Annotated in this window: 25 protein-coding genes; 11 read left to right on the top strand and 14 right to left on the bottom strand. The window is 55.4% G+C overall.

What is annotated here, in order from left to right:
* Positions 1-160: 160 nt before the first annotated feature.
* Positions 161-1852, top strand: coding sequence for an AMP-binding protein (locus J2I47_RS23165; protein WP_207366995.1), 1692 nt, complete (start codon positions 161-163; stop codon positions 1850-1852).
* Between the two features lie 90 nt (positions 1853-1942).
* Here J2I47_RS23165 and J2I47_RS23160 read toward each other — a convergent pair whose 3' ends face one another.
* The 3 genes from J2I47_RS23160 to J2I47_RS23150 form a co-directional block, all read right to left on the bottom strand.
* Positions 1943-2368, bottom strand: a complete 426-nt coding sequence (locus J2I47_RS23160; protein ID WP_207366994.1) for a LytR/AlgR family response regulator transcription factor — start codon at positions 2366-2368, stop codon at positions 1943-1945.
* A gap of 487 nt (positions 2369-2855) precedes the next feature.
* Positions 2856-3221 carry a hypothetical protein gene (locus J2I47_RS23155; protein ID WP_207366993.1) on the bottom strand — a complete coding sequence of 122 codons (366 nt, stop codon included), beginning with the start codon at positions 3219-3221 and terminating at the stop codon, positions 2856-2858.
* Between the two features lie 3 nt (positions 3222-3224).
* Positions 3225-3452: an HI_0983 family protein gene (locus J2I47_RS23150; protein WP_207366992.1), complete on the bottom strand. Its 228-nt coding sequence runs from the start codon at positions 3450-3452 to the stop codon at positions 3225-3227.
* Positions 3453-3665: 213 nt separating this feature from the next.
* Here J2I47_RS23150 and J2I47_RS23145 point away from each other — a divergent pair, with 213 nt between their 5' ends.
* Positions 3666-4160, top strand: coding sequence for a GAF domain-containing protein (locus J2I47_RS23145; protein WP_207366991.1), 495 nt, complete (start codon positions 3666-3668; stop codon positions 4158-4160).
* 272 nt (positions 4161-4432) lie between these two features.
* Here J2I47_RS23145 and J2I47_RS23140 read toward each other — a convergent pair whose 3' ends face one another.
* Complete coding sequence (locus J2I47_RS23140; protein WP_207366990.1) at positions 4433-5125, bottom strand: sulfite oxidase-like oxidoreductase; 693 nt, start codon at positions 5123-5125, stop codon at positions 4433-4435.
* Positions 5126-5283: 158 nt separating this feature from the next.
* Between J2I47_RS23140 and surE the strand changes: the two genes are divergently transcribed.
* Positions 5284-6057 carry a 5'/3'-nucleotidase SurE gene (gene surE / locus J2I47_RS23135; RefSeq protein WP_207366989.1) on the top strand — a complete coding sequence of 258 codons (774 nt, stop codon included), beginning with the start codon at positions 5284-5286 and terminating at the stop codon, positions 6055-6057.
* A gap of 122 nt (positions 6058-6179) precedes the next feature.
* The gene (locus J2I47_RS23130; RefSeq protein ID WP_207366988.1) at positions 6180-7736 is read left to right on the top strand and encodes a GH3 family acyl-acid amido synthetase; all 1557 of its coding nucleotides are present in this window, start codon (positions 6180-6182) and stop codon (positions 7734-7736) included.
* Positions 7737-7819: 83 nt separating this feature from the next.
* Here J2I47_RS23130 and J2I47_RS23125 read toward each other — a convergent pair whose 3' ends face one another.
* Entirely contained in the window at positions 7820-9403 is a 1584-nt protein-coding gene (locus tag J2I47_RS23125) for a DHA2 family efflux MFS transporter permease subunit (RefSeq protein ID WP_207366987.1), read from the bottom strand.
* Between the two features lie 195 nt (positions 9404-9598).
* On the opposite strand from J2I47_RS23125, the gene J2I47_RS23120 reads away from it, so the two are divergent.
* Positions 9599-12100 (top strand): family 20 glycosylhydrolase, encoded by a 2502-nt coding sequence (locus tag J2I47_RS23120; RefSeq protein WP_207366986.1) that lies wholly within the window; start codon positions 9599-9601, stop codon positions 12098-12100.
* 95 nt (positions 12101-12195) lie between these two features.
* On the opposite strand, the gene J2I47_RS23115 is transcribed toward J2I47_RS23120, so the two are convergent.
* The 7 genes from J2I47_RS23115 to J2I47_RS23085 all read right to left on the bottom strand — a co-directional run bounded on the left by J2I47_RS23115 (position 12196) and on the right by J2I47_RS23085 (position 17500).
* The gene (locus J2I47_RS23115; RefSeq protein ID WP_207366985.1) at positions 12196-12597 is read right to left on the bottom strand and encodes a hypothetical protein; all 402 of its coding nucleotides are present in this window, start codon (positions 12595-12597) and stop codon (positions 12196-12198) included.
* Positions 12581-13348, bottom strand: a complete 768-nt coding sequence (locus J2I47_RS23110; RefSeq protein WP_207366984.1) for a class I SAM-dependent methyltransferase — start codon at positions 13346-13348, stop codon at positions 12581-12583. Before J2I47_RS23110 ends, J2I47_RS23115 begins: the two co-directional genes overlap by 17 nt.
* Positions 13336-14088, bottom strand: coding sequence for a DUF2071 domain-containing protein (locus J2I47_RS23105; RefSeq protein WP_207366983.1), 753 nt, complete (start codon positions 14086-14088; stop codon positions 13336-13338). The genes J2I47_RS23110 and J2I47_RS23105 overlap by 13 nt, the downstream gene beginning before the upstream one ends.
* An 11-nt stretch (positions 14089-14099) precedes the next feature.
* The gene (locus J2I47_RS23100) at positions 14100-14483 is read right to left on the bottom strand and encodes a DoxX-like family protein (RefSeq protein ID WP_207366982.1); all 384 of its coding nucleotides are present in this window, start codon (positions 14481-14483) and stop codon (positions 14100-14102) included.
* 3 nt (positions 14484-14486) lie between these two features.
* Positions 14487-15743 (bottom strand): isochorismate synthase, encoded by a 1257-nt coding sequence (locus J2I47_RS23095; protein ID WP_207366981.1) that lies wholly within the window; start codon positions 15741-15743, stop codon positions 14487-14489.
* 245 nt (positions 15744-15988) lie between these two features.
* Positions 15989-16972 (bottom strand): DUF4349 domain-containing protein, encoded by a 984-nt coding sequence (locus J2I47_RS23090; RefSeq protein WP_207366980.1) that lies wholly within the window; start codon positions 16970-16972, stop codon positions 15989-15991.
* Positions 16973-17095: 123 nt separating this feature from the next.
* Positions 17096-17500, bottom strand: a complete 405-nt coding sequence (locus J2I47_RS23085) for a DUF1573 domain-containing protein (RefSeq protein ID WP_207366979.1) — start codon at positions 17498-17500, stop codon at positions 17096-17098.
* A gap of 293 nt (positions 17501-17793) precedes the next feature.
* On the opposite strand from J2I47_RS23085, the gene J2I47_RS23080 reads away from it, so the two are divergent.
* The 6 genes from J2I47_RS23080 (at position 17794) to J2I47_RS23055 (ending at position 22908) form a co-directional block, all read left to right on the top strand.
* Entirely contained in the window at positions 17794-19104 is a 1311-nt protein-coding gene (locus tag J2I47_RS23080) for a sensor histidine kinase (RefSeq protein ID WP_207366978.1), read from the top strand.
* 203 nt (positions 19105-19307) lie between these two features.
* Positions 19308-20015: a response regulator transcription factor gene (locus J2I47_RS23075; protein ID WP_207366977.1), complete on the top strand. Its 708-nt coding sequence runs from the start codon at positions 19308-19310 to the stop codon at positions 20013-20015.
* 125 nt (positions 20016-20140) lie between these two features.
* The gene (locus J2I47_RS23070; RefSeq protein WP_207366976.1) at positions 20141-21415 is read left to right on the top strand and encodes a WD40 repeat domain-containing protein; all 1275 of its coding nucleotides are present in this window, start codon (positions 20141-20143) and stop codon (positions 21413-21415) included.
* Between the two features lie 198 nt (positions 21416-21613).
* On the top strand, positions 21614-22339 hold the full coding sequence (locus J2I47_RS23065; protein WP_207366975.1) for a hypothetical protein: 726 nt from the start codon (positions 21614-21616) through the stop codon (positions 22337-22339).
* 154 nt (positions 22340-22493) lie between these two features.
* A complete protein-coding gene (locus tag J2I47_RS23060) occupies positions 22494-22718 on the top strand; it encodes a type II toxin-antitoxin system HicB family antitoxin (protein ID WP_207366974.1) in 225 nt (74 codons plus the stop codon).
* 10 nt (positions 22719-22728) lie between these two features.
* Positions 22729-22908 carry a type II toxin-antitoxin system HicA family toxin gene (locus tag J2I47_RS23055; protein WP_207366973.1) on the top strand — a complete coding sequence of 60 codons (180 nt, stop codon included), beginning with the start codon at positions 22729-22731 and terminating at the stop codon, positions 22906-22908.
* 89 nt (positions 22909-22997) lie between these two features.
* Here the strand turns inward: J2I47_RS23055 and J2I47_RS23050 are convergent, their stop codons facing one another.
* Complete coding sequence (locus J2I47_RS23050; protein ID WP_207366972.1) at positions 22998-24959, bottom strand: glucosamine-6-phosphate deaminase; 1962 nt, start codon at positions 24957-24959, stop codon at positions 22998-23000.
* 159 nt (positions 24960-25118) lie between these two features.
* Entirely contained in the window at positions 25119-26243 is a 1125-nt protein-coding gene (locus tag J2I47_RS23045; RefSeq protein ID WP_207366971.1) for a Gfo/Idh/MocA family protein, read from the bottom strand.
* Between the last annotated feature and the right edge of the window lie 82 nt (positions 26244-26325).

Raw genomic sequence — 26325 nt, 5'->3', positions numbered from 1 at the left:
AAAACCTTTCTAGCTTAAATCGTATTTTTGCTGGATAACGTACACTGATTTGGGATTTAGGATTGCGGATTTGGGATTGGATGCTTAGGTCGGAGTACGTTTTCTTCAGCGTAAGCAACCAATCCCAAATCCGCAATCCCAAATCTCAAATCCCTTCTCCATGAACTCACCAACACAAACCCGCCCCTGGACCAAATTCTATCCACAGGGTGTACCTACCGAGATAAACCCCGACGCCTATCCGTCGCTGGCCGCGCTGATTGAAGACGGTTGCCGCCGGTTTGCCAGCCGCCCGGCCTACGCCTGTCTGGGGAAACAGATCACCTTCGCCGAACTTGATGAGCAGTCGAAGCAGTTCGCGTCGTTTTTGCAAAACGACCTCGGCATGCAACCCGGCGACCGGATCGTGATTCAGATGCCTAACCTGCTGCAATACCCCATTGCCATGTTTGGGGCCTTGCGGGCGGGCATGGTGGTGGTGAACACCAACCCACTCTACACGCCGCGCGAGATGCAGCATCAGTTTAAGGATTCGGGTGCGAAGGCCATCGTGATTCTGGCCAACTTCGCCCATAACCTTGAAAAAATCATTGCCCAAACCGACATCAAGCACGTCGTGGTGACAGAACTCGGCGACCGGCTGGGTTTTCCGAAGAAGCAGATCGTGAATGCGGTGGTGAAGTATGTGCGGAAGCTGGTGCCCGCCTACAGCCTGTTTGGCACCGTTTCGTTCAACGACGCCCTAAGCCGGGGCAGCCGCAAACCGATGAAGCCGGTGACGATAAAAAACACCGACCTGGCTTTTGTACAGTACACGGGGGGCACCACGGGGGTATCGAAAGGAGCCGCGTTGACACACCGGAATATCCTGGCCAACGTAGAAGGACAAAATGTCTGGATGGCCCCGGCGGGTGTACCGGCGGGCGAGGGCATCATTGTGGCGGCCCTGCCCCTGTATCACGTCTATGCACTGACAACCAACGCCATGGCCGCCCTGAAGAGTGGCGACATGAACCTGCTCATCACCAACCCCCGCGACCTTGACGCCTTCATTGACGATCTTAAAAAGTATAAGATTACGGCTTTCACGGGCCTCAACACGCTCTACAACGGCCTGCTGAATCATCCCCGCATTAATGAAGTGGACTGGAGTCATCTGAAAGTGACCTCGGCGGGGGGTATGGCGCTGCAAACAAGCGTGGCCGACCGCTGGCAGAAAATGACCGGTAACATCCCTGCTGAAGGCTACGGCCTGTCGGAAACCTCGCCCGTGCTGTGTTCAAATCCCGTTGACGGCACTTCCCGCGTGGGCACCATTGGCGTTCCCTGGCCCAGCACCGACATGAAGTGCATGCAGGAAGACGGCACGGAAGCCCCCATTGGTCAGCCCGGCGAAATCTGGGCGCGTGGCCCGCAGGTGTTCGGCGGCTATTACAATCGCCCCGACGAAACCGCCAACGTGATGGCAGGCGAGTGGTTCAAAACCGGCGACATTGGTGTGGAAGATGCCGACGGTTTCTTCAAAATCGTAGACCGCAAAAAGGACATGATCCTGGTCTCGGGCTTCAACGTGTACCCCAACGAAATTGAAGACGTGGTGTCGCAATGCCCCGGCGTGCTGGAGGTGGCCTGCGTTGGCGTACCGAACGAAAAATCGGGCGAGACGGTGAAAGTGTTCGTGGTCAAAAAAGACCCGTCGCTCACCGAGGAACAGATCCGGAATTACGCCAAGGAGAACCTGACCGCCTATAAAGTGCCCAAATTGGTCGAATTCCGCACCGAACTCCCCAAATCCAACGTCGGCAAAATTTTAAGAAAACCGTTGAGGGATGAGGGGTTGAAGAAAAGTTAATGTACAATGCATAATGGACAATGTACAATGGGCTGACGCGAAAGAGCCTGTGCGTCAGCCCATTGTACATTGTCCATTATGCATTGTACATTAATTCACCAGTTCCTGCACTTTTTGCTGGAAGCCTTCTACCTGCCGGAAGAAGTTGCTGGCTTTGCGGCGCGAGACGTCGATGCGGTCACCGTTGGCCAGCTGCACCGAAAGCTGATGGCGGCTGGGGTGCAGATCTTCCAGATAGAGCATGTTGACAATATTTTTCTTGTGGGGCCGCGCAAATACCGCCGCCGACAACCGGCTCTGCATGGTCTTCAGCGTGAGTGACACAATCAGGCGAGTGCCGTCGGCGAAGTGGAAAATGGTGTAGTTTCCCTCCCCTTCCAGGCGCACGATTTTGTGCATGGGCATGGCCTTCCGGTAGCCCCAGAAAGGCAGCGTCAGGTCCGACATATTGAAGCAGCGGGTAAGGTCTTCCGGTGCGATACCCGCACAGGGAAGAGCAAAGGCATTGGTAGCCATGATACGGTATGATTGATGTGGATGGATAGTTTACTGACCGCTAAGTTGGCGGATAATCAATCATGAGTCAATACCATGATTGCGGTATATTAACCGAATAAGAAAAATACAATGACTTGATAAACAGATAATTACTGGTTCATATGAGGAGACTAGAGCGTGGTAACTACTGTATAAGACGCGAATGCTCATCATAACACAACATACTCGTAGCCAGCCCACTTTTTTAAGATGCACCCCGCCAAGCAAACGCCTTACCACCTTTTACACCGGGCCTTCGTTGAGGTGCGTTATCACGCTCATCAGGCTGACCACCAAGCTGCTTTTGCTCACGCCATGCATAATCTACCCCTACGGTTGCTGTGTATCGAAGCCGATGCAGACTATGAGGCTCTCCTAGCGGAGATAGAGACTGACTGACGAGATGATGCTGGCCTGAGTCGGATGTTAGAGCATGTCAAAAAGAAGCATGGCTGTTAGTGAAGACTTATTGATTTACCTGTGCTATAGTCGGTGTTTTAAACAGCGATAGCGAACTGAGTATCTGTAGACGTTCGGTACAGAATGCACCCAAAAAGGGCACGATCTCATAGCCGTAGGTGCAGCGGCGGTTGCCTATCATCAATACGCCTTTTTGGCCCGCCGGGCTGGTGTATACCTCGAAGCGGTAAGCATTCCATTCAATGACCGGGTTAGTGTCGTCACTGTTGGCACGCCAGACAAAATCGAGGGTGCCGGTTAGGGTGTCTTTCCGCATGCGGTAGTGCACCGTCAGGTCATCCTGCTGAATAGCCATCAGGCGCTTCACCTGCGTCGTCATGGTCTCGTCAACGGATTGGCCGTTGACGATCACCGATCATACAAACAGATTATGGTACCCTTCTATGGGTTCGTCGGCGGGCAAATCCTCCTGCCGGCCGTAGGTGGGAGTGGGCTGTGCTGTGGTGCTAAGCCGAAATGTCTGTCCGTTGAACGCTATCGGACCGGGCAGATGCAGGTGATCAACTGGTTGCGCCGGTGGCACAATTTCGGGGAAATGACCGAAAATAAAGGGCAACAAGAGGCCGAAAAGGAGCGTTTTCATACGTGATTGTGTGCGTTGAGTGGTAACACGGCTCCGGCAAAAGGCCATCCGGACCAGACTCAACACGCAGCAAAGGGATTGCCTTACCAAGCTTATGGTCTGATAATGTGCCTGTTAGCTATTAACTGGCGGCACATGTAACACCCCCGCAAGCTCAGGATTAACGCCATCACCGCTTAATAAACACTACTTGATCTAAAGACTAACTAAATTATGAATACCATCGAAGCCAGAGCTACGGCGCAGATTGCCCTCCAGAAAGCCGTCGAAAAAATTGGTCGTTACCTCGGCGCTGACCGCTGCTTTCTCTACGTCCGTCAACCGAGCCTGCAACAGGGCCGCACGGCGTTTCAGTGGCGGCGCAACGAGACCATTCCCGACGTGATTCAGCCCGACTGGCAACCCGATACCATTAACCTACCTAAAGAAGATCCCCTCATTCGTGCGGGATTGGCCATGCAGCCATCTGTCTACATCTCGGACGTAAACACGGCCAGCCCCGACGTGCTGAACCGCGATTTCGAGCGCCGGACGTTCGGTCACAGCGCATTAGTCCACGCGCATGTCCAGGCCGACGGTGAGCTTTGGGGCATTCTGCAGCCCTGCGTCTTTGGCCGCCCCCGCCAATGGTCGCCCAGCGAGCGGGCCTACATCGAAAAGCAACTCCCCGGCCTGGTGGGACCAATCCGGGCATTTGTAGGGGAATGAAGGGGAGTCCAATGTTTAAAGTACAAGGTTTAACGATGCTTCGCTAGCTGGGCCGGACCGCTTTCGACAGGCTTAGGGTGACAGGCTCAGGATGTTTTTTGTCATCCCGACGACAGGATGGATCTAGCGTCCTAATAGAGAATTGAGTGCCAGGAAGGTAGATCCCTCCTGTCGTCGGGATGACAAAAAACACCCTGAGCCTGTCGAAGGGCACCACGCGCGAAGCCAATCAGCGCGAAGCAACGTTAAACATTGAACGTTAAACTTGAAACTCAACTGTACCGGTCATTGCGCCAGGGGTAGGCGGTGTCGGAGTAGCCGCGTTCTTCCCAGAAGCCCAGCCGGTTGCCCGCCATAAACTCAATCCGCTTGATCCATTTCGAGCCTTTCCAGGCGTAAAGCTGCGGCGTAATCATACGCAACGGACCACCGTGTTCACGGGTGAGTGGCTGACCGTCAGCGGTGTGTACCAACAGTACGTCGGGTTTCAGGGCTTCTTCCAGCGAAACGTTGGTGGCGTAGCCGTCGTAGCCGTAGCACATCACGTGGGTGGCCGTACCCTTGGGGTCGACCAGGGCAGCGAGGTCCATGAAGCGTACACCCACCCACGGCACGTCGAGGCGTGACCAGGTGGTAACGCAGTGAAAATCGCTGGTATCTTCTACCTGTGGCAGGGCCATGAGGTCTTCCCATTTCAGGCGCATGGGGTGGTTCACCTCACCGTCGATGTTTAGTTGCCACTTATCGAGCGGGATATCGGGCTGGTAGCCCAGGTCCAGCACCGGCCATTTGGTGGTAACGGTTTGTCCAATAGGCACCTGCGGCATACCATGGCGGTTGGCCGGGCCTTTGCCACGTGGTTTTTCGTCGGAAAGAGACGGGCTGCTGGCCATTTTTTCGTCGAAACGGCGTTTGAGCTTCATCCGCGCTTCTACGATCCGGTCGAGTTTATCGTTGGCTTCCATAAGGTTGTACTTTACTGACTAACCACATGGCTTCGCTGCTTGTTCAGTTGGGAGCATGCGTATAGTCAGGACAATGTAAAGGCATTGTTACGGGCCAAGGGAGCAAGCGTTCTGGTTGTACCTTTGCGGCCAGCAAAACGCCCCTTTATTACTCCTTTATGAGCGACCACAAACCGCTGATTTTAGTAACCAACGACGACGGCATCACTGCCCGCGGCATCGCTTTTCTGGTCGAATGCATGCAGGAAATTGGCCATGTGGTGGTGGTAGCCCCTAACAGTCCACAGTCGGGCATGGGGCACGCCATTACCATTTCAACGCCCCTGCGGCTTTACCCGACCACTATTTTCCCTGAACTACCGGCCTATGAATGCTCGGGTACTCCCGCCGACTGCGTGAAGCTGGGCAAGCACCACGTGCTGAAAGACCGCGCCCCTGACCTGGTGGTGAGCGGTGTCAACCACGGCAGCAACACGGCCATCAGCGTACTGTATTCGGGCACCATGTCGGCGGCTATCGAAGCAGCCATAGAAGGTATTCCGGCCATCGGTTTTTCGCTGGGCGATTTCAGCCGTGAACCCGATTTTTCGCACATCCGCGCCCATGTGCTCAGCATCACGCGCAATGTGCTGGAGCGGGGCATGCCGAAAGGCGTGGCCCTGAACGTAAACTTCCCCATAAAGGCCGCCGAACCGCTGAAAGGCATCAAAATCTGCCGACAGGCCAACGCCAAATGGCAGGAGATCTTCGACGAACGCCGCGACCCACACGGCCGCCGGTACTTTTGGCTCGACGGTGAATTTGTTAATAACGACGCTGGCACAGACACCGACGAGTATGCGCTTGCCCAAAATTATACTTCCATTGTCCCCTGCCAGTTCGACCTCACCGCGTACAAGGTGATGGACGAGATGGAAAGATGGAACCTTTAAACGTTTACGAATGACGATGTACGAATTACGATTTGTTGCTTGCGCATGAGCAGGCCAGAGTAAGCGTACTCATGCGTCAGCAACAAATCGTAATTCGTACATCGTCATTCGTAAATCAAACCATGGCAATCCTAGGCTCACTACTAAAAAGAGGTATCCGGCTGACGAATGCGGTGCAGCGGCGGAAGAAACTCAACCCGTTTAAGTCGCAGAAAAAGACGCTGCTGAAACTGATTGAAAAGGCTCGGTATACGCAGTTTGGGGTCAAATATGGCTTCGACGAGGTGCTGCGCGAAGGTCATTTTGGGGGTGAACGGGGTGTGTATGAAGCCTACAAACGCCATGTACCCATCTACGATTACAACAAGATCTTTGCCGAGTGGTGGCACCGGTCGCTGGAGGGCGAGAAGAACGTGACCTGGCCGGGGCGGGTAACGTATTTCGCCCTCAGTTCGGGCACCTCGGAGGCGGCGTCGAAGTACATTCCGGTGACGAAGGCTATGAGTAAGGCCATCCAGAAGACAAGCATCCGGCAGATCATCACGCTCGGCAAATACCGCCACCTGCCCGCGTCGCTCTACGAGAAAGGATACCTCATGCTGGGTGGCAGCACACAGCTCAACGCCCGCGAAGGCCATTTCGAGGGTGATTTAAGCGGGATTACGGCGAGTCAGATTCCGTTCTGGTTTCAGCGGTTCTATAAGCCCGGCCCCGAAATTGCCTCCGAGCGCGACTGGGGCACCAAACTCGACGAGATCACGCAGCAGGCCGCCGGCTGGGACATTGGTTACGTGGTGGGCGTACCGGCCTGGATTCAGTTGCTGATGGAAAAGATCATTGCCCACTATAAGGTCAAAACCATCCACGACATCTGGCCCAACCTGGCCGTTTTCTGCCACGGTGGCGTATCGTTCGAGCCCTATAAACACGGGTTTGAGAAACTGCTGGCCCACCCCATCACCTACATCGAAACGTACCTGGCGTCGGAGGGCTTCATTGCCTACCAGACCCACCCCGAAGCCGAGGGCATGCAACTGGTGCTCAACAACGGCATCTTCCACGAGTTTATCCCCTTTACCGAGGCCAATTTCGATGCCGACGGTGTGATGGCAGCCCAGCCCGAAACACTGATGATCGACGAAGTAGAGGAAGGCAAAGAGTACGCCCCGCTGCTCTCTACCTGCTCCGGCGCATGGCGGTACCTGATTGGCGACACGATCAAATTTGTCTCGAAGAAAAAAGCTGAAATTGTCATTACGGGCCGCACGAAGCACTTTTTGAGCCTCTGCGGCGAACACCTCTCCGTCGATAACATGAACAAAGCGGTGGAGCTGTCGGCGCGGGATCTGAACATCGACGTCCGCGAATTTACCGTGGCGGGCATCAACCACGACCCCCTGTTTGCGCACCACTGGTATATCGGCACCGACAACGAATCTGTTGACGCCGACAACCTCCGCGACCACATCGACGCTCATTTAAAAGAGCTAAATGACGACTACGCCACCGAACGTGCCCACGCTTTGAAGAACGTGTTTCTAACCGTACTTCCCGCCCAGCGCTTTTATGACTGGATGGCGGCTAAGGGTAAGATGGGTGGCCAGCATAAATTCCCCCGCGTGTTGAAAAAAGATCAGATTAAGGAATGGGAGGCGTTTGTAGGGGGAAGTCAGGTTTAAGGTTTAAAGTCTAATGTTGCTTCGCGTGCCACCCCACCGCACGCGAAGCAACATTAGACTTTAAACCTTAAACCTGACTTCCATCAGTGCGCTTCAGACATGGCTTTGGCGGCCAGGGCTACTTCTTCGGCTGATTTCTTTTTCGACCGCAAAAACCAGACAAGGGGCAGAATGACGAGGAAAAAGATTCCCACCAACCGAAACGTGTCCAGGTACGACAGCAGGTAAGCCTGTTTATCAACGCTCAGGTCGAGGAGCTTGTAGGCGCGGTCTGTAGCACCGCCCAACTGGTTGAGTCGCTCGGTCAAGAGCGGGTTTTCGGGGGTAAGGTTGCTCACGAGGTCATAGCGGTGCTGGGCATAATCGCGGGTAACAAACGTGTTGGCCAGGGCAATGCCAAACGCCCCGCCCAACTGCCGAATCATGTTATTGAGCGCAATGGCCGACGGAAAATCGTTGGGCGACAATCCTGCAACCGCCTGATTGATAAGGGGTAATTGCAACATCGTGACGCCGAAGACACGCATAATTTGTGCCCAGAAAAAATCCCACTGGTTGGCCTGCCCGTTGAGGGTGCCACTGTAAAAGCCAAATACCACAAACGTACACATGCCGATAATGATAAACGGCAGCGGCGAGGCACCCGCCGACAGGCGTCGGCCAATAAGCGGGAACAACGGAATACCAACCAGCGTGGGCCAGAGCAACGAAATACCCGTCATGGTGGGTGTGAAGCCGTTGATGCGCTGCACCAGTACGGGATACACAAACACCGACGTGAACAGCCCCACCCCCGCCACAAAGCTGAAAATGGTGGTTACGCCGAGTGTGCCCTTGCCCAGCACCCGTAGGTTCACCACGGGGTGGTCGGTGGTGAACTGCCGCCAGATGAAGCCCGCCAGTCCAGCCACTGCCGTGATGGTAAGAACCAGAATGATTTTTGATTCAAACCAATCGTCAGACTGGCCTTTTTCAAGCACGTATTGCAGCGACCCAACCCCCACGGCCAGCAGCCCAATGCCAGCATAATCAATCTTGATCTGGCTTTTACGGGTGCCTTCGCCCGGTTTTTTGGCGATATAGAGTATCGACAGTATCGTGGCCAGAATACCGATGGGCACGTTGACGTAGAAGATGTAGGACCAGTGGTAATTATCGACGATGACGCCACCCAAAAAGGGTCCCAGCGTGGGGCCGAGAATGATGCCCATACCAAAAATGCCGGAGGCAACACCCCGCTTGTCGGGCGGAAAAGCGTCGAAAATGATGCCCTGCGACGTAGACAGCAACGCCCCGCCGCCCATGCCCTGGATGAACCGCCAGAAAACCAGTTGCCACAAACTAGTGGAACTGGCGCAGAAGTAAGAAGCGACGGTGAACAGAATGATGGAAGCGACATAATACTTTTTCCGACCAAAATAATCGGCCAAAAAACCCGTCATGGGAATAATGATAACGTTGGCGATGGCGTAGGACGTAACTACCCAGGCTACGTCTTCGATGGTGGCACCGAGGGCACCGGCAATTTCGTTGAGCGCTACGTTGACGATAGTCACGTCGATCAGTTCCATCACGGCGGCTGAGATGGCCGTGACAACAATAATAGTGCGAATCAGCCCCGTGGGCGTGGGCACGGATACGGCACTGGCGGGAAGAGTAGCCTGCATGGATACGTTAACGGTGAGCAGAAAAGCAGTTGAGTTGATGGGAGAACCGGCAATTAGTCAAGTTAGTTTACTAGTTTCCGCTAAAACGGGAAAGTCGCCTGCCGACGGGGCGCAACTGTGGGGGCGGGGGGTTAAGTTTGCCCGTGGCTAGTCTTAGTACTTACAACATCTTGTCAACCCTTTACCAACCCCTCAATGCGCCCCGTAGTCCTGCTGCTGCTTTGCCTGTTTTCTCTAACCAGCCACGCCCAGAATGGGTCGAAACCGTTGACACTGACATGGGAACTGGTCGATAATAATCATCAGAATCAAGGGCGGTCGCGGTCGGTGCTCACGCTCACCAACACCGGCACTTCAGACCTACCCGCGTCGGGCTGGAAGCTTTTTTTCAACGGCGGTTCCTACGAAAGCGCCGATCCCGCCAAAGCGGGCGTAAACCACTACAACGGCGACTTGTGGTACCTCAGCCCCGGTACCGGTTTTGCGGCGGTGCCTGCCGGGCAATCAGCCCCCCTCACGGTGCTGTCGCGGCGGCTGCGCAACCGAACCGACTTTCCACGTGGCTTCTACATCGTGTTTGACAAAGACCCGGCACGGGCGTTTCCCGTGGCGGTGACTACCCGTTCCGGCACCCTCTTCGACAAATCGGACCGGGCGTTGGCCGAGCGTTTTTTCGTCGAAAATGAACGTATTAAACCCGTTGCGGCCAATGCATTGCCCGCCGTATTTCCTACGCCTGCTACGTACCGGGCCACCGGAAATTCGTTTGTGCTGGATGCCAGCGTCGTGATTGTGTCGCCGGGCGAGTTTGCCAACGAAGCCGGTCTGTTGTCGGCGGGGCTGATGCCGGTAGTGGGCAAAAAACTAACGGTGGCGGCGCAGCATTCGGGCAAAGCCATCACGCTCAAAAAGAACCCGGCCCTGGCGGCAGAGGGGTACGAGCTGGTGGTGAATCAAAACGGCATTCAAGTATCGGCGGCAACCGGGGCGGGTGTTTTTTACGGCATCCAGTCGTTACAAACCATGATTCCGGGGGCGGCGTTGGCGGGCAAAGCCGGGTCGGTGACCCTGCCGGGCGTGGTTGTAACGGACGCCCCCCGCTTTGGCTACCGGGCGTTTATGATGGACATGGCCCGGAATTTCCAGCCCAAGTCGGAAGTGCTTAAAGTGCTGGACGTGATGGCGTTATACAAGCTGAACACCTTTCATTTTCACTTCAGCGAAGACGAAGGCTGGCGGCTCGACATACCATCGCTGCCCGAACTGACCGAGGTGGGTGCCAAACGTGCTCATGCCGTTGATGAATCGAAAAACCTGGTGCCCGCCTACGGGTCCGGCCCCTCAACTGACAACCCCGCCGGTACGGGTTTCTACACCAAAGCCGACTTTATCGAAATCCTGAAATACGCCCACGACCGGCATATCGAGGTGATCCCGGAGATCGAATCGCCGGGGCACGCTCGTGCGGCCATCAAGGCCATGGACGCCCGCTATGCCCGCTTGCTGAAAGCCGGTAACAAGGCCGACGCCGAACGGTATTTGCTCCACGACCTGGCTGACAAGTCGGTCTACCGGTCGGTGCAGGGGTTCAATGACAACGTAATGGACGTGTCGATGCCGTCGGTTTACGCGTTCATGGAGCGCGTTGTCGACGACATTCGAGCAATGTATAAAGAGGCGGGAGTGCCCCTGAAAACGATTCATTTTGGGGGCGATGAAGTGCCCGGTGGTGTGTGGCAAAAATCGCCCTCGGTACAGCAGTTAATGGCGAAAGACCCGGCGGTAAAAACCATCGACGACCTTTGGCCCTATTATTTTGGCAAGGTCAACCAACTGCTGAAAACGCGTGGGCTGTTCCTATCGGCCTGGGAAGAAGTGGGCCAGCGAAAAGTAAAACGCGACGGTCGGTCGGTATGGGTGCCGAACGAACAGCTTGTGGCAGAAGGGTTCCGGCTCAACGTCTGGAACAACACCGCCGGGGCCGAAGACCTGGCTTATCGGCTGGCCAATGCGGGCTACAAGGTTATTTTCAGCGGCGTTACCCATCTGTATCTGGACCTTGCCTACACGCCCGAATACCAGGAACCTGGTCAGTATTGGGGGGGCTATATCGACACCGAAAAGCCGTTTTCGCTCATTCCCTACGACTTTCTGCGCAATATGAAAGACAACAATGGCCAACCCATTAGCCCGTCCATTGCCAAAAGCAAGGTCTCGCTAACTAGCAAAAGCCGGGCCAACATCGTGGGTATCGAGGGCCACCTCTGGTCAGAAACGAACCTGACTCCTACCGATTTCGAGTATAAAATGTTGCCCAAGCTGCTGGCTGTTGCTGAGCGGGCCTGGGCCAAAAGCCCCGCCTGGGCTACGGAAACCGACGCCGCCAAAAGCAATCAACTCTACAACGTGGCCCTGTCTGAGTTCATGAGCACCGTTGGCCGCGAACTACCCCGCCTCGACGTGCTGTCGGGTGGTTTTGCCTACCGGGTATCACCGCCGGGTGCCAAGGTGATCAGCGGCAAGGTAGCCGCCAATGTACCCTTGCCCGGCCTCACCATCCACTACACCACCGACGGCAGCGAACCCACTATCAACAGCCCGGTGTATACCGCCCCGGTTCCGGCGGCGGGTACGGTTAAATTGAAAACTTTCAACGCCACTGGTCGGTCAAGTCACACAATAACAATGGTGAACTGACAGGTTGGGAGGCTCTGCGCAATTTCTTGATTAGGTGAGTAGTTGAGCTACGCGCTTTAGGCCCTTCGACTCACCTAATTAAACAATAAATTGTCTTATCCATTACCCCAATAAATCATAAAAAAGATACAGGTTAAATAAGCCCAGTAACTGGCAAATACAATGTGCATGACTGTCTCAAATGGTTTGCCGCGCCAGAGAGCTGGCGAATAGACAACGAACTGAAAGACAAGGCGAACGCCCCAAAAAATGGCGAGTCCTAATGCCAGTTGTTTGCCGATGCGGGTATGGATAATATCATCCGTTGACGTCAGGCAGAAAATACCCATCAGCAGCACAGTAAATGCCACAAAAAACGTGTGTACGTGCATCATCTGGCGGTTTACCAAGCTCAGCGGTGCCAGATCAGTTTTCCAGTTGAAATAGCGCGGAAAAATGGCATGAACCAGCGCCAGAAGTACAAGCGTTGTGCCAATTAATTCAAGGTGTAATTCCATCATTTTGCAACACAAATACCGAAATAAAAGGCGTTAGTTTCTGCGCTGATTTTACCGAAAGACGAGCACGATTAAATGTACGCAGCCACGTCTTTTTGGCATGAAAATGCAGAAAACCAACCGTATATGCTCCGAAATTGGGCAGGTCGCGGAGTTGCTCAACCACTAGTACCCGGCCATCGGGTTTTAGCGTTCGGCGCACTTCGTTGAAGAACAAAATGCGCTCGGTTTCGTCGCGGATTTCGTGGGCGGCCAGGATCAGGAAAACCACGTCGGCCCAGCCGTCGGGTGTGGGGATATGAGCTGTGGTAATGGCCTCGGTGCCGGGGTAGGCCGGGTAGGCGTTACGGGCGCGTTCGATAGAGATTTCGGTATGTTTGGTGGGGTCGTAAAAGTCATACACGCGCAGGGTAGCCTGTGGAAAACGCCGGGCCAATAAACCACTCGTTTCGTCGAAGCCCGCGTGGATGGTCAGCAGATGCCCGTTTTCGGGAATAGCTAACGCTTCGAGCCAGTCGAGCGCGTACAGCGGCGAGTAATCATAGACGTAATACGATACCCCCAGCGAAATCAGTGTGGGCACCAGAATAGCCGCAACCGCCAGCAAGGCCAACGCGCCAAACGGGGCGGGGGCAAGTACGAAAACAAGCAGTAAGATCACTACCGATAGCCCCGCCAGCGCGTAGAAATGCCAGTTGAACCGCACGATATTGGTCACGCCCTGAAACGGCGTACGGCCTAGGGTTTCCACGGATCGAGACGGCCTTTTTTCCACGAGTAAGGGATGTTTTGCACGGTGAACGCACTGGCCAGGAGGGGCGTTTCTAGACCCGATTCAGCCCAAAAGCTGGTTTTGTGCTGTTGCACCACAACGGGATGGGGTGTCCAGTTTTCGCGCCGCCCTTCAATAATCAGCACCTCCTGGGTGGTGGGGTAATACGTGAATGTAAACGGCAGCGGACCAGCGTAGCGGCGGGCGGTTTTCCAATCGGTAAAGGTTGAACCGGCGGGCAACGGCACTTCGCCGATGGGTTGTTCAACGCTGATGTCGAGGCCAGACCGACGGGATACGATATGATGCGACGAACCGTTGTCACTTACCGATAGGTCGATGTGGGTATAGTTGTAGTGCGTAAAAATGTTGCCTAACAAACTCATTGTCAGCTTATCGGTTTCCGATTTCAGAATATACAGTCCCCGCAAACGCTTGCCCATGCTGGTGGTGTAGGTGACAAAAATGCGGTAGCCGACCAGGAAAAAATCGTTGCCCAGCCAGGCGGGAAAACCGGCTGGCCGGAGGTGGTTGGTCTGCACCATCGCCACCGCCACAAACGCCCAGTCGCGTCCCTGCGCATCACGAAACGTATCGAGCTGCAGACAGGGCGGAATGCGGTCGGCGAGTTGGTTTGCCGGGAAAGCGTAGGTCAGCACGGTTGACCGGCTGAAAAAAGCGGTAACGGCAAAAGGATGGTTTTTCAGGCTAAAGGCCATGCGGTTACACGCTAAAACGAAGGCAGGTAGGTCTTTGCCGGGATACGGTCGGCAAGGTAAACCACCGTCACGAATACCAGGGCAACCAGCAGATTGATTCGCCCAAAAAGCAGCAGGTCGGGGGTCAGCGTAAACTCGATCAGGTTCATCAGCAGCACCACACCAATCTGGCACCAGTCGCACCAGCGGGGTTTGATCCCGCTAATAATCCAGACAGCCATCCCAATTTCGGCCAGGCCAATTAGGGTCGTAAGGGAAGCGACGTGGGGCGCACCCAATATGCGGGCCACAATTTGGCGGTGGCGGGGTACACCGTTCAATACCTTGCAATACAGGCCATTGATTAGCCAAACCAGCGTAAATAGAACCGTGAAAATGGTTTTGGTCAGGCGCATAAATCACCCGTTCATACCGCGCAACAGGGTCTGGCATTTCATCTCGGTTTCGAGCCATTCTTTTTGCGGGTCCGAGTCTTCCGTAAGGCCCGCGCCGGCGTAGAGCGTGGCCCGCTGTCCTTCCAGTTTCAGGCAGCGGATATGCACAAACAGGCTACTGGCCGAGTCGATATTGACGGGGCCGAGGAAACCCGCATAGAACCCGCGATTGTGGCGCTCGTGGGTTTGAATAAACGACAGGGCTTCGGGGCGGGGCATGCCACACACCGCCGATGTAGGATGCAACAGCCGCAGCATAACCGTGCCCAACTGCGGGAAATTAACCGCCTTCGTGTCGACGCTATACTGCGTACAAAGGTGCATCAGATTGCCCGCCTGTGCCGTTTTTGGCCCTTCTTCGAGGTATTCGCGCAACCGGATTTTCTTGAAACAGCCAATGATATACCGGCTCACAATGGCCTGCTCTTCAATCTCTTTCTGCGACCAAAGCGCGTCGGCGGTGCGTTTCAGCGTGCCGTCGGGGTAATAGGCCGACTGGGTTCCGGCCAGTGCTACGGTCTTGAACAGGCCGTTGCCATCTACGCTCACGAGGCGTTCGGGCGTGGCCGACAGCCAGATTTGCGCGGGAGCATTGTTGGTACCTTCGGGCAAAAACACTGCCGACACAAACGCCGCCGGGTAAGCCGCGCAAAGCCGGTCGAAGAGAACGGTAACGTCGGGTTGTTGACTAAAGTCGAGGGTTTTTGTGCGCGAAATGACTACTTTCCAGAAGTTACCCGCCTGCATTTCTCTGGTAGCTTCGGCCACGGTTGCCTCAAAATTGGCCCGCGCATCGGGGTCGGGAACTTCGGTAAACGAAATAACCGCCGGGGTGGTCTGGCGCCGCTGCATCACCTGCTGCACGGCCTGTTCAAAGGCCTCATCCTGTACAGCATGACGAAGCTGTACCGCGTCTGATGCGTCGTCACCCTGTCCGAAAACATAATGCTGATCTGCCTGCAGGTAGTAGGCGCAGGCTTCATTATGGATAGCGCTGGCCGAATTAAACAGGCCAATAGCGAACCCAGGGGGACGCTCGTCGAGGTCGGTGGGTTGTTCAACGAGCGTATCGCCGAGGTGAACGATCAGGTGCTTTTCGGTTTGGTGGGGCAACCGCCACAGGGCCGCCGGATGGCCCGTTTCGTGGGCAGTCTGCCAAACCTGGCTGGGTGACGGAGCAAATAAACGGACAGCAGTGGTTAGTTCGGATGAAGCGGTCATGGCGGAAAGCACCTTGTTCATCTGAATAACATGGCTGGGGGGGTAAAGAGTTTTTTACTGGCAAATGGTCTCGTATACTTTCGTCAGACGCAGCCAGGTTTTTTGATTAGGACCAAAAGGATTTCGTTGTCGTTTGGCCGTCGTTGTGGCTTGGCTGGTGCTGTTGTCGTTGTCGCTTGGCTCCAGCCGAGTGACAACGACAACAGCACCAGCCAAGCCACAACGACGGCCAAACGACAACGGTTTTACGCCTTCGCCAGCCGCCACCGCCGAATGCCGAACTTGGCGAGAACAAACACCAGCAGGCTAAACAACAGCAAACCCCAGCCTCTGAGCAAAAACAGGACAAAGCCTTCCAGTACGCCGGCCCCGGCAGCAAGTGCATCAGCAGCCTGCGTGAAGAAACCCGGCTCATACACCCGCACGTCGGTAGTGTTGGGTAGCATCGTGCGCAGGATGGTCTGACGCTGGTAGAGATTCAACGTGACAGTGCTATACTGAATCTGGTCGGCCAGCGAGAAGTCGTTAATTTGGGCTTCGTCGCTTTCGCGCTGACCGTTGAGGCGCGATTCTTCCGCTTCGGTCGTCTCACCCAGCTTGCGGCCCCGCCCGTCGATGGCCCGGCGCAGGCGGGCATCGTGCGCGGCAATGCGGCGGCGGGCCTGGCCGGCGGCAAGGCGTTGCAGGGCCACGTCGTCGGACTTTATTTCGCGGATATCCAGGTAGTTACCCAGCGACGCAATAGCCTGGAGTGTGGTGTCGAGGCGGGCGTTGGGTACGCGCAGGGTCATGGTGTTGCTGACGGTGTAGCGCGTCGTTTCAAGCAGCGAGTCGGCGCTGATCGGCACCGTTTCTTTGTCGTCGATCTGGCTGTCGAGCTTCGTAAAGGTCACAAAACCAACCTGTTGCTTCGTAATTGTTTCAATCTGACTGGTGGCCTTAGCTACATTATCGACCTGGAATTTTACATTGGCAGTGCGGATAAACTGGCGGGCAGGCAGTGTGGCTTGCTCGTCGGGCGAAAACGAGGCTGGGGCAGCCTGGGGGGTTATTGCCTCGGCCTCCGATTGGTCAGCCGTTGCTATTGCCGTTGCGGCTGGTTGCGCCTGTTCTGATTGGGCATGTTCAGTCTGAATTTCGTCGGCTGAGGTTTGCTTTGCTTCGTGTCTGGCATCGCAGGCACCAAGCCAAAGAACAGATAGACAGAGGGCTACGCGGATAAGTTGCATGACGAATAGGGTTTTGGGCTGTTGATGACATGGACCTGGGGAATGCATAAAAGGACACTGGATACTGGACGCTGGCTATTGGACATTGGGTACAGGATGTCCAATAGCCAACGTCAAACATCCCTACCGCCCGTTTACGGCTGCTTTTTCGCCGGCCACAACTTCGCCTTTGAACACCAGCGACACCATACCGCCGTCGGCGTTAGATTCAACGGTTACGGTTTTGTTGAACGCCCCCAGGGCAGCGGCGTTGAACGTGGCTTTGATCTCGCCGGTGGCACCGGGCAGGATGGCTTCTTTGGGCCACTCAACGCCCGTGCAGCCACACGAACCTTTGGCGTAGGTCACCACCAGCGGGGTTTCGCCCTTGTTGGTAAAGGTGTAATGGATACTGACCGGCCTACCCTGCCGGATGCGGCCCAGGTCCTGAGTGGTGTTAGCCCAGCCAAACGCGGCGGCAAGGGCGTGGGCGAAAACAGTACCGGCCAGCAACAGCAGGGCCATGAGTGAAAGCAGTGTCCGTTTCATCGGAAACAAAGGATTTTGGTTTATTACGAACCCGACGGGCCTTCCGCCAGAAGTCGACACAAACGTACCCGCAGCCTTCGCCTACCCTTGTTAATGACTAGTTATCAGTTGTTAATGATATGTTAAAGAGGGGGAGTAACGGGGAAAGGGAAGAAAGAAGGAAAGGGAAAGGCCGTATTTTTAGACCAACAAAATGGTTGAATTGCTACCGTTATATCGATGCCATCACTTCGAGTGATGGCATCGCGACCCTTCTTTTCTCCATTCCTCCCTCCTCCTTTTCTCCTTTGAAAATGTCCCGCTCCCTTATTCGCGTCCTGGTCGTGCTCTCTGTTATTGCCATCGTGGGCATTCTCACGGTGCAGGCGGTATGGTTGCGGCGGGCCTATGCGCTGGGTGAACGGCAGTTTCGGCAAACGGCTTTCGTGGCCTTGCAGGAGGTGGCCGACGCGGTGGCGCGGCTGAACAAAATCAGGCAGACGCGCTCGGCCGTGACTCAGCTCTCGCCCGATTATTTCGTGGTCCGCACCGACGCGCCCATCGACCCAATTTTGCTGGAACACTACCTCCAGGATGCCTTCCGGCGACACCGACTACTAACCGATTTTGAGTACGGCATCTACAATTGCGACAACGAGCAAATGGTGTACGGGGCCTATGTAAGCACACAGGTGACGCAGCCGGGTAAGGCCACGGGCAAGCGGGTGAGTAAAGCGCGAACGCACCCCAAGTTTCCGGGCTATACGTATTACTTCGAAATACGCTTTCCGGGGCAGGGTAGCCTGGTGGCCGGGCAACTCGACGGCTGGATCGTGTCGACGGCGGCGGTGGGGCTGGTGGTGCTGCTTTTTGGCTACACACTCTGGGTCGTATTGCGGCAACGGCGACTCACCGAAATTCAGCGCGATTTTATCAATAACATCACCCACGAGCTGCAAACGCCCGTTTCTACCCTCCGCATTGCCGCCGACGTGCTGCAGCAACCCAACATCGGCGTGCAGCCCGACCGGCTACGGCAGTATGCCCGCGTGGTAGATGAAGAGAGCAAACGCCTGCAAAAGCAGGTCCAAAGCGTGTTGCAGGTGGCCCGCAATCCCCGCACCAGCCTTGCCAGCAACCGCACCGTGGTAGACCTCAACGCCATTATGACTGACCTTGCTGACGTGCATGCGCCGCACATTCGGCTGAATCTGCAAGCTGACCCTGCCTTACTGCTCGCAGATAAGTATGCGCTGGAAACGATGCTCAACAACCTCATCGACAATGCCCGGAAGTACTGCCAAACTACGCCCTGCATCACGCTAAGCACCCGTACCGAGGGTCAAAAGTTAATCTGGTCGGTAGCCGATAATGGCGTTGGCATGGCCCCTGAGCATCACAGGGTTATTTTTCGGCAGTTTTACCGCATCCCCACCGGCGACGTCCATAATGTGAAAGGCTTTGGCCTGGGACTGTATTACGTTGGGCAGGTGGTCTGCGCCCACGGCTGGAAAATCAAGCTGGCCAGTGCCGTTGGGGAAGGGAGTACATTTACGATAACGAGTGAAAGAGTGGCTTCTTGTATGGTCCCGGACGTGGGACTGCCTTCGGTAGGCTCAGGGTGACAGAAAACACCGTTGTCGCTTGGCTCCCGCCGAGTGACTAGTATTCAAAGGGCCTCCGGCCCGTACTCGAACTTGGCAGGAGTTAGTCATTTGTCTCAACGTCATGCTACGGGCCGGAGGCCCTTTGAATACTAGTCACTCGGCAGGAGCCAAGCGACAACGGCGGACCTTTTCGCTCTTTCACCCCACCCCACACCACACCTATGCCCACCCTTCTCTACGTCGAAGATGATATCAACCTGAGCTTCGTCACGCGCGACAACCTCAGCGCGGCAGGGTTTGCGGTGGTGCATTGTGCCTCAGGTGCCGAAGCGTGGACGTTGTTTCAAACACACAATCAGTCGTTTGATCTTTGTTTACTCGACGTCATGCTGCCCGAAACGGACGGTTTTACCCTGGCCCGAAACATCCGCGCTGCTGATCCCGACATTCCTATTCTCTTCCTAAGTGCCCGCGCCGACCATACCGACCGGCTTACGGGTCTGCGCCTCGGCGGCGACGATTACCTCACGAAGCCCTACCGTATGGATGAACTGCTGCTGAAAATTGAGGTGTTTCTAAAGCGCAGCAAAATCAACCGGCACGACCCGAAACTGCCTGTTTCAGCCCCAACCCGTTTCGTAATTGGTCACTATCAGTTCGACCCGGCCAACCTCAGTCTGCACTCGGCAAACCAAACGCATGCCCTCACCCAGCGCGAAGCTGACGTGCTGGCTTACCTGCTGACCCGCGCCAACACCGTGGTTCGCCGCGACGAGTTGCTCCGTAGTCTCTGGGGCGACGACGATTATTTCATGGGCCGCAGCCTCGACGTGTTTATTTCGCGCCTCCGCAAACGCCTGGCCGATGACCCGACCATTCGCATTGACGGGGTGCATGGCGTGGGGTTTCGGTTACAGCTTGAGCGCTAAAAAAGTGGCCGTATGCGCATTAAAGAGCGATACCACCTGCCCGGGTCGGTTCGTTAGGTTATCTGACCACGCGGTTTATCTTTGTGGAGTATCCCTAAAAAACCAATCCATTTTCCGCTTACCCCATGAAAAAAAGCACCTTTCTGGCCGCTTGGCTGATGCTGTCTGGCACTGCCTTCGCCCAGGCCCCAATTACCTTCAATGCCAAAGGTTTAGTAGCTATTTCTGACGCTGACCTGTCGGCCTCAGCCATGGTCGATGGCAACCGGTATACCACCCCCGGCACCCGTGACCAGCTTACCTACGTGATGTTCCCACTGAACCGTAACGGCCAAAGCATCGGCACCGCCAACCTGTCAAACTCGATGGCGCTGACCGACAAAGTACTGGCGGTCAACAACAACGGTCGACTGGGTTTTGTGATCGAAGGCCGCGGCCAGCTGTCAGACAGCCTCGGCACCATCAAAGGCATGGCTGATTTCCCCGTTACCAACACCATGTTCATTCTGGACATGAGCAACCCGCAAAAGCCCGCTGTGAAATACAAATTTCCAACCGGCACGGGTGGCCTTTCGGCTGTTACCATAGCCCCCAACGGCACCAGCCTGATTCTGGCTTCGAGCGAGGCGGGTAAGGAACTGAAACTGATTGACATCGACGCCACGGGCAAACCGACGCGTGTGCTGACAGCCGCTTCACCCGTGCCGGGCGTAGGCATTACCGACGTGACCTTCCACCCCGGCGGACAATTTGCCGCCTATACCACGGCGGCGGGTGAAGTGGGTTTGATGAAGTACGTGATCGACGAAAAATCGAAGAAGCCCTATGTCGTGGCGCACGGCAAGCCTGTGAAAGTAGGCACCATGCCCGGCTCAGGCAAGTTCACCGCAGACGGTAAGTACTATATCATTGCCGATGGCAAAAAGGCCCCCGGTACCGGGGGTGCGGGTGCCGGTGAGGTGTTTGTCATCCAGTTCAGCACGGACGACACCCCCGCCGACGCCAAAATTGTGTCGCAGCTAGCCACGGGCGAAAGCCCCGAAGCCGTGGCTATTAGCCCCGATGGGTCGATGGTGGCGGTGGTAAATGCCGGGCAGTCATACCAGCCGTTTACCAATGCGGCGGCTGGCAAAAGTGAGGTAGCCCTGTTTGGCCTGAAAGATGGTAAACTGACTGCTGGCGGCAAAGCCACGATCGACGGTATCGCCCCCCAGGCCGTTGAGTTCGACCGCACAGGCGATAACCTGGCCGTGGGTGTGGCCGAGTACCTCGACTATGGTATCCGCACGGGCGGTATCGAATTCTACAAAGTCACCAAAGGCGACCAGCCCAGCCTCGCCAAACAGCCGGGCCGCATCAGCGTTACGCGTGGCGTCCACGCTATGCGCGTTGTGAACTAATTGGTTTCGATCAACTTGTTTTCCACGAAAAAGGGGCAACGCCAATGGCGTTGCCCCTTTTTCGTATAGATTGATCTGGCCAGGTTATGAGGTTAGCTGTAAGCAGATATAGGTCAAGCGCTTTACTAGGATAACCGAACATTCGGACGGGGGAATGGTTCGGTGAGTAGTCAATCACGTACTCAACGAATCCCGATTATGGCACAGTCTTATCCGCAGACGATTCTGCAAAATACCCTCCACACACTGGCAAAAAGTGACGCGCAACCCAGCAGTGGGGCCGATTTAATCAAAGAATGGCAGTCAGCACTGAAAAACGCTGACGGTGCCGATGAGGTAAACAAGCAACTCGCCGACCTCTACGACGAACTGCTGAACCCCACGCCCGACGCCCATCGCGTGAAGAATTTCCTGAACCAGTTGGCGGGACAAACCCAGACCATTGCCCGCGGCGTGGAAGGCGAAACCGGCGAAAACCTCACCAAACTGGCTGACTCACTACGCTCGTTCGCTACAGATATCAACCGCGTTGGTGATGACAGCCAATTGGCCGAAAACCAACCCTCTGAAGGCACCATCTACGACCTTTATAACCCCGCCGATCGTGCCCAGATGATGTTTAACAACACGCTGGAAACGCTGGCCGGTGGTACCTCAGCCGCCTCACCCGAACAGGGTGCCGTAATGGTGGAAGACTGGATCACCGTGGTTCGTTCGGAGGTGAGCACGCAATGGCTCGAAGCCTCGCTGATGCAACTCCGCGACGCGCTCAACGAGGGCGACATGCGCACCACCGAGCGCCTCATGCGCGAACTGGCCGGCACCGTGCAGGACTACGCCAACAACACCCCCGACGGCCCCTTCAGCACCGACCTAACCAACCTCGCCACTGCCCTGACCAGCTTCGCCGGGCCATTGAGCTGAAGTTTGTTAAGGTAGTTTTTAGAACGTACTTATAGGAAGGGCGGGCCAATGTTAATCATTGATGCCCGCCCTTTTTAATGCATAATCATTCGTATATTCGTCTGACTTCAATAACCCTGTAGCGAGTATTTATAGTCCTCAATTAACTGAATGCATGACATACAACGTTAATGTGATTTACGAGAAAGACGAAAATGGCTATTATGTCTACTGTCCACAATTAAAAGGCTGTCAGTCGCAGGGCGACACCTTTGAAGAAGCTCGTGACAATATTCAGGAGGCGATTGAATTGTATTTAGAAACGATGCCACCCGATGACGTTGTTGAGCTGCTTGGACATGAGATTATCACCTCAACTATTGAAGTAGCCCTTGCCTAAGCTACCCGTCATGGAGGCCAAAGAAGCCGAGCGGCTTCTCCTCCAACATGGTTTCGTACTGATCCGTACTAAAGGAAGCCATCGCATCTACCTGAAAGATAAGACGAGAATTGTCATTCCATTTCACAGTGGTAAAAGCCTGCACCCCAAAGTTGTAAAAGAGGTGCTCGACGCCGTGGGACAACTATAAGCCGACAGATTTATCAAGGGCAACATCACAAAAATGGCTCCGCAAGATTAGTCTCGCGGAGCCATTCTTCATTTTACATTTTTCATTCTCTATCCCTTCCACCTCACAAACGCTTCCATGGCTTCGTATTCGGCCAGGCCGAGGCGGTTGTAGCGGCTGGCGGTGGTGCGGTTGCGCTCTTCGGCGCGTTGCCAGAACTCGCGGGCATCCGTACCCTGGTATACTACCCCGTCTTTCTGCGACTGGTGCTTGAAAATGCCCAGCCGCTTCTTCATCACCTGATCGGGCGACATCGGTACGGCCATCTCGATCTCGTGGATGTCCCACTCGGCCCAGGCACCCCGGTAGAGCCACACCCAGCAGTCATTCATGAAGTTGGCGGGCGTGGGGTCGGCGCGGCGCAGGCGTTTCACAGCCTCCAGAACAGCGTCCAGACACACTTTATGCGTACCGTGCGGATCAGCCAGATCGCCAGCAGCGTAGATCTGGTGCGGCTTGATTTTCTCGATTAGCTCCATCGTGATCCGGATATCGTCTTCGCCCAGCGGCTTCTTTTCCACCTTGCCTGTTTCATAGAACGGCAGGTTCATAAAGTGCGCGTTTTCCACGGGAATACCCACGAACCGGCAGGTTGACTTGGCCTCGCCCCGCCGAATTACGCCTTTCACGTAGCGTAGTTCGTCGATGTCCATATCCGAGTCTTTTTTGGTCCGCAAGAAGGCCGCTGCATCCTGGAAAACATGCGTGGCTTCGGGACTTTCGATGCCGAACTGTTTGTTGAAATCGACCACAAAGTCCGTGAAGCGTAGCGCTTCATCATCGGCCACGGCAATGTTGCCGGAAGTCTGATAGCCCACGTGCACGTCGTGTCCCTGATCAACAAGACGCTGGAACGTACCCCCCATCGAGATGATGTCATCATCGGGGTGGGGGCTAAAGATGAGTACCCGTTTCCGTTCGGGCAGGGCGCGTTCGGGACGGTTGGTGTCGTCGGCGTTGGGTTTGCCACCAGGCCAGCCCGTAATGGTGTGCTGAAGCTGGTTGAACACGTCGATATTGATATCGTAGGCCTGACCGTATTGCGCCAGTAAATCGCTGACACCGTTGTCGTTATAATCGCGGTCGGTCAGTTTCAGAATCGGCTTTTGTAACGTCATCGACAGGTACGTGACCGCCTTTTTCTTCATCGCATTGTCCCACGTCACCGAATCTACCAGCCAGGGCGTACGCATCCGGGTTAGGTCCGACGCCGCCGCTTCGTCGATCACGAACAGGGCGTTGGGGTGCGTTTGCAGATACGAGGCGGGGTTCGTCTCGGTTACGGTGCCTTCCACAGCACTGGCAATAACGGGGGCTTTGCGCTCACCCCATGCCAATAATACTATCCGTTTGGCCGCCAAAATACTGGCTACACCCATCGTGATCGCCTTGCGCGGGGTGCGGGGCAACCCACCAAAATCGACCGACGCGGCAGCCCGCGTCGAGTGGTCAAGCATCATCAGGCGCGTGTGGCTGTTGATAAGCGAACCCGGTTCGTTGAAACCGATATGACCGTTGCCGCCAATGCCTAATAGTTGAAAATCAAGCCCGCCTGCGTCAGTAATTTGCTGATCATATTGCTTGGCAAACTGAGCTACTTTGTCGGGCGGCAAAGTACCATCAGGTACATGATAATTACCCGCCGGAATATCGACGTGGTCAAACAGTTGCTCCCGCATGAACCGCCAATAGCTTTGCAGCGAGTCGGGTTCCATCGGGAAATATTCGTCGAGGTTGAACGACACCACGTTCCGAAAGCTCAGCCCCTCCTCGCGGTGCATCCTGATCAGTTCGGCATACACCGTTTTCGGCGACGACCCCGTGGCAAGGCCTAGGATGCAGGGTTTGCCTTCGCCCTGCTTCTGCCGGATAAGGTCAGCAATCTCGTGGGCTACTGCCCGTGATGCTGCCTTGGCGTCGGCGTAGATGTTGGTGGGAATTTTTTCATACGTTATTGCCGACTGGAGGGGGCCACTGAAGGGCGCGTCGGTATGAGCAGGCTCAGCAATCATACTGTGTTGGCGGTTGATTGAGCCGCAAAGGTAGATTGAAGGGAGGAAGGAGGAAAGGAAGAGTGGAGGAAAGGGGCGGTTTGTGAGGCAGTTATTACCTGTTTGTGCCAACGTTAGCGCAGTAGGGGCGGCCCATAACCGAATCGGTCGTGGCCGCCCCTACATGCGCGCCATCTGATCGGCAACAAACGCCGTTTCCAGGCTGCTGAGGCCGTTTTCCTCCGAAATAATGCGGTGCACGCCGGGTTGTTTGATGGCCGCTACCTGATCGCGGAACATAAGCCGGAGTAGTTCACTATAGCGGTGTTGCTTCTCCACATCGAAGCCAAATTTGATCTCAATTTGTTGGTAAACGGAGAACGTTTTGTGGCGTCCGCCAATGGGTTTCCTGGGGTCGATGTTGGCGGTCACGTTTAGTTGGGCATCGGGGAAAAGGTCCATTAGAGCGCGGGTGGTGGCCTCGTCGGCTACGCAGCGGAGCACCATACGGGTGGGTACCCATTCATAGAGCGTAATGTCGCCCCGCTCAAAAACGAGTCTCATTTCCTGCCGGTCCATGCGCCCGGTTTGGGTGAATCCGTGGTAGAAATTGACCAGTTTATGGCCCGTCTCTTCCGTGCCATACCGTACTGTGGCCTGCACCTGATCTTCTATATCCGCGCTGTTGGGACGCTTGATTACCTGTGCTGAAACAACCTCACCTTTGCCAAGCCACCCGGCAAAAAGGTCGAAAAAATGGACGCCGTGTTCAATGAAAATACCGCCCGACTGCTCCCTGTTCCAGAACCAGTGTTCCGGTTTCAGGCCCTCGTCGCCGGCGTAGTTTTCGAAGTAGCCGTGCAGAAAATCGCCCAGCAGGTTTTTGTCGATGAGCGTTTTGATTCGGGCAAAGAGGGGGTTGTAACGCTGCATCAGGTTCGTCACCATCAGTAAGCCTTTCTCTTCGGCTTTCGCCAGCATTTCGCGGCCCTGCTCGGGGTTCATGGCCAGCGGCTTTTCGCAGATAACGTGCTTCCCAGCCTCCAGAGCGAGCATTGCCTGTTCGTAATGCAAAAACGGCGGAGTAGCAATATAGACCAGGTCCACAGCGGGATGGGCTACCAATTCGTCGATGGTAGCCAGTTGATCGGCTCCAAAACGCTCGGCCGTACGGATGGCCTCTTCACGCCGTGACCCGGCAATGGCCACTAATCTGGTGTGGGGATGTTGCAAGAATTGCTGCACGGCAAACAGCCCGAAGCCGCCCATGCCAATCACGCCAATACCCAGTTCTTTATCTTCCATAACAGTTTACAGCGAGTATGCCCATTGATAAAACAGGCGGCTGTACGTGTTAGGATAACACCAAACGGAGGGCGATGTTAGA

This window comes from Fibrella rubiginis (assembly GCF_017353185.1).
GTDB lineage: Bacteria > Bacteroidota > Bacteroidia > Cytophagales > Spirosomataceae > Fibrella > Fibrella rubiginis.
The sequence above is the reverse complement of the archived record's forward strand: the minus strand, read 5'-3'. Positions and strand labels throughout refer to the sequence as shown.

What these genes read in the sequence shown, in the direction of transcription:
- J2I47_RS23165 (WP_207366995.1), top strand. Translation starts at nt 161, where the DNA reads ATGAACTCACCAACACAAACCCGCCCCTGGACCAAATTCTATCCACAG.
- J2I47_RS23160 (WP_207366994.1), bottom strand. Translation starts at nt 2,368, where the DNA reads ATGGCTACCAATGCCTTTGCTCTTCCCTGTGCGGGTATCGCACCGGAA.
- J2I47_RS23150 (WP_207366992.1), bottom strand. Translation starts at nt 3,452, where the DNA reads ATGAAAACGCTCCTTTTCGGCCTCTTGTTGCCCTTTATTTTCGGTCAT.
- J2I47_RS23145 (WP_207366991.1), top strand. Translation starts at nt 3,666, where the DNA reads ATGAATACCATCGAAGCCAGAGCTACGGCGCAGATTGCCCTCCAGAAA.
- J2I47_RS23140 (WP_207366990.1), bottom strand. Translation starts at nt 5,125, where the DNA reads ATGGAAGCCAACGATAAACTCGACCGGATCGTAGAAGCGCGGATGAAG.
- surE (WP_207366989.1), top strand. Translation starts at nt 5,284, where the DNA reads ATGAGCGACCACAAACCGCTGATTTTAGTAACCAACGACGACGGCATC.
- J2I47_RS23130 (WP_207366988.1), top strand. Translation starts at nt 6,180, where the DNA reads ATGGCAATCCTAGGCTCACTACTAAAAAGAGGTATCCGGCTGACGAAT.
- J2I47_RS23125 (WP_207366987.1), bottom strand. Translation starts at nt 9,403, where the DNA reads ATGCAGGCTACTCTTCCCGCCAGTGCCGTATCCGTGCCCACGCCCACG.
- J2I47_RS23120 (WP_207366986.1), top strand. Translation starts at nt 9,599, where the DNA reads ATGCGCCCCGTAGTCCTGCTGCTGCTTTGCCTGTTTTCTCTAACCAGC.
- J2I47_RS23115 (WP_207366985.1), bottom strand. Translation starts at nt 12,597, where the DNA reads ATGGAATTACACCTTGAATTAATTGGCACAACGCTTGTACTTCTGGCG.
- J2I47_RS23105 (WP_207366983.1), bottom strand. Translation starts at nt 14,088, where the DNA reads ATGGCCTTTAGCCTGAAAAACCATCCTTTTGCCGTTACCGCTTTTTTC.
- J2I47_RS23100 (WP_207366982.1), bottom strand. Translation starts at nt 14,483, where the DNA reads ATGCGCCTGACCAAAACCATTTTCACGGTTCTATTTACGCTGGTTTGG.
- J2I47_RS23095 (WP_207366981.1), bottom strand. Translation starts at nt 15,743, where the DNA reads ATGACCGCTTCATCCGAACTAACCACTGCTGTCCGTTTATTTGCTCCG.
- J2I47_RS23090 (WP_207366980.1), bottom strand. Translation starts at nt 16,972, where the DNA reads ATGCAACTTATCCGCGTAGCCCTCTGTCTATCTGTTCTTTGGCTTGGT.
- J2I47_RS23085 (WP_207366979.1), bottom strand. Translation starts at nt 17,500, where the DNA reads ATGAAACGGACACTGCTTTCACTCATGGCCCTGCTGTTGCTGGCCGGT.
- J2I47_RS23080 (WP_207366978.1), top strand. Translation starts at nt 17,794, where the DNA reads ATGTCCCGCTCCCTTATTCGCGTCCTGGTCGTGCTCTCTGTTATTGCC.
- J2I47_RS23075 (WP_207366977.1), top strand. Translation starts at nt 19,308, where the DNA reads ATGCCCACCCTTCTCTACGTCGAAGATGATATCAACCTGAGCTTCGTC.
- J2I47_RS23070 (WP_207366976.1), top strand. Translation starts at nt 20,141, where the DNA reads ATGAAAAAAAGCACCTTTCTGGCCGCTTGGCTGATGCTGTCTGGCACT.
- J2I47_RS23065 (WP_207366975.1), top strand. Translation starts at nt 21,614, where the DNA reads ATGGCACAGTCTTATCCGCAGACGATTCTGCAAAATACCCTCCACACA.
- J2I47_RS23060 (WP_207366974.1), top strand. Translation starts at nt 22,494, where the DNA reads ATGACATACAACGTTAATGTGATTTACGAGAAAGACGAAAATGGCTAT.
- J2I47_RS23055 (WP_207366973.1), top strand. Translation starts at nt 22,729, where the DNA reads ATGGAGGCCAAAGAAGCCGAGCGGCTTCTCCTCCAACATGGTTTCGTA.
- J2I47_RS23050 (WP_207366972.1), bottom strand. Translation starts at nt 24,959, where the DNA reads ATGATTGCTGAGCCTGCTCATACCGACGCGCCCTTCAGTGGCCCCCTC.
- J2I47_RS23045 (WP_207366971.1), bottom strand. Translation starts at nt 26,243, where the DNA reads ATGGAAGATAAAGAACTGGGTATTGGCGTGATTGGCATGGGCGGCTTC.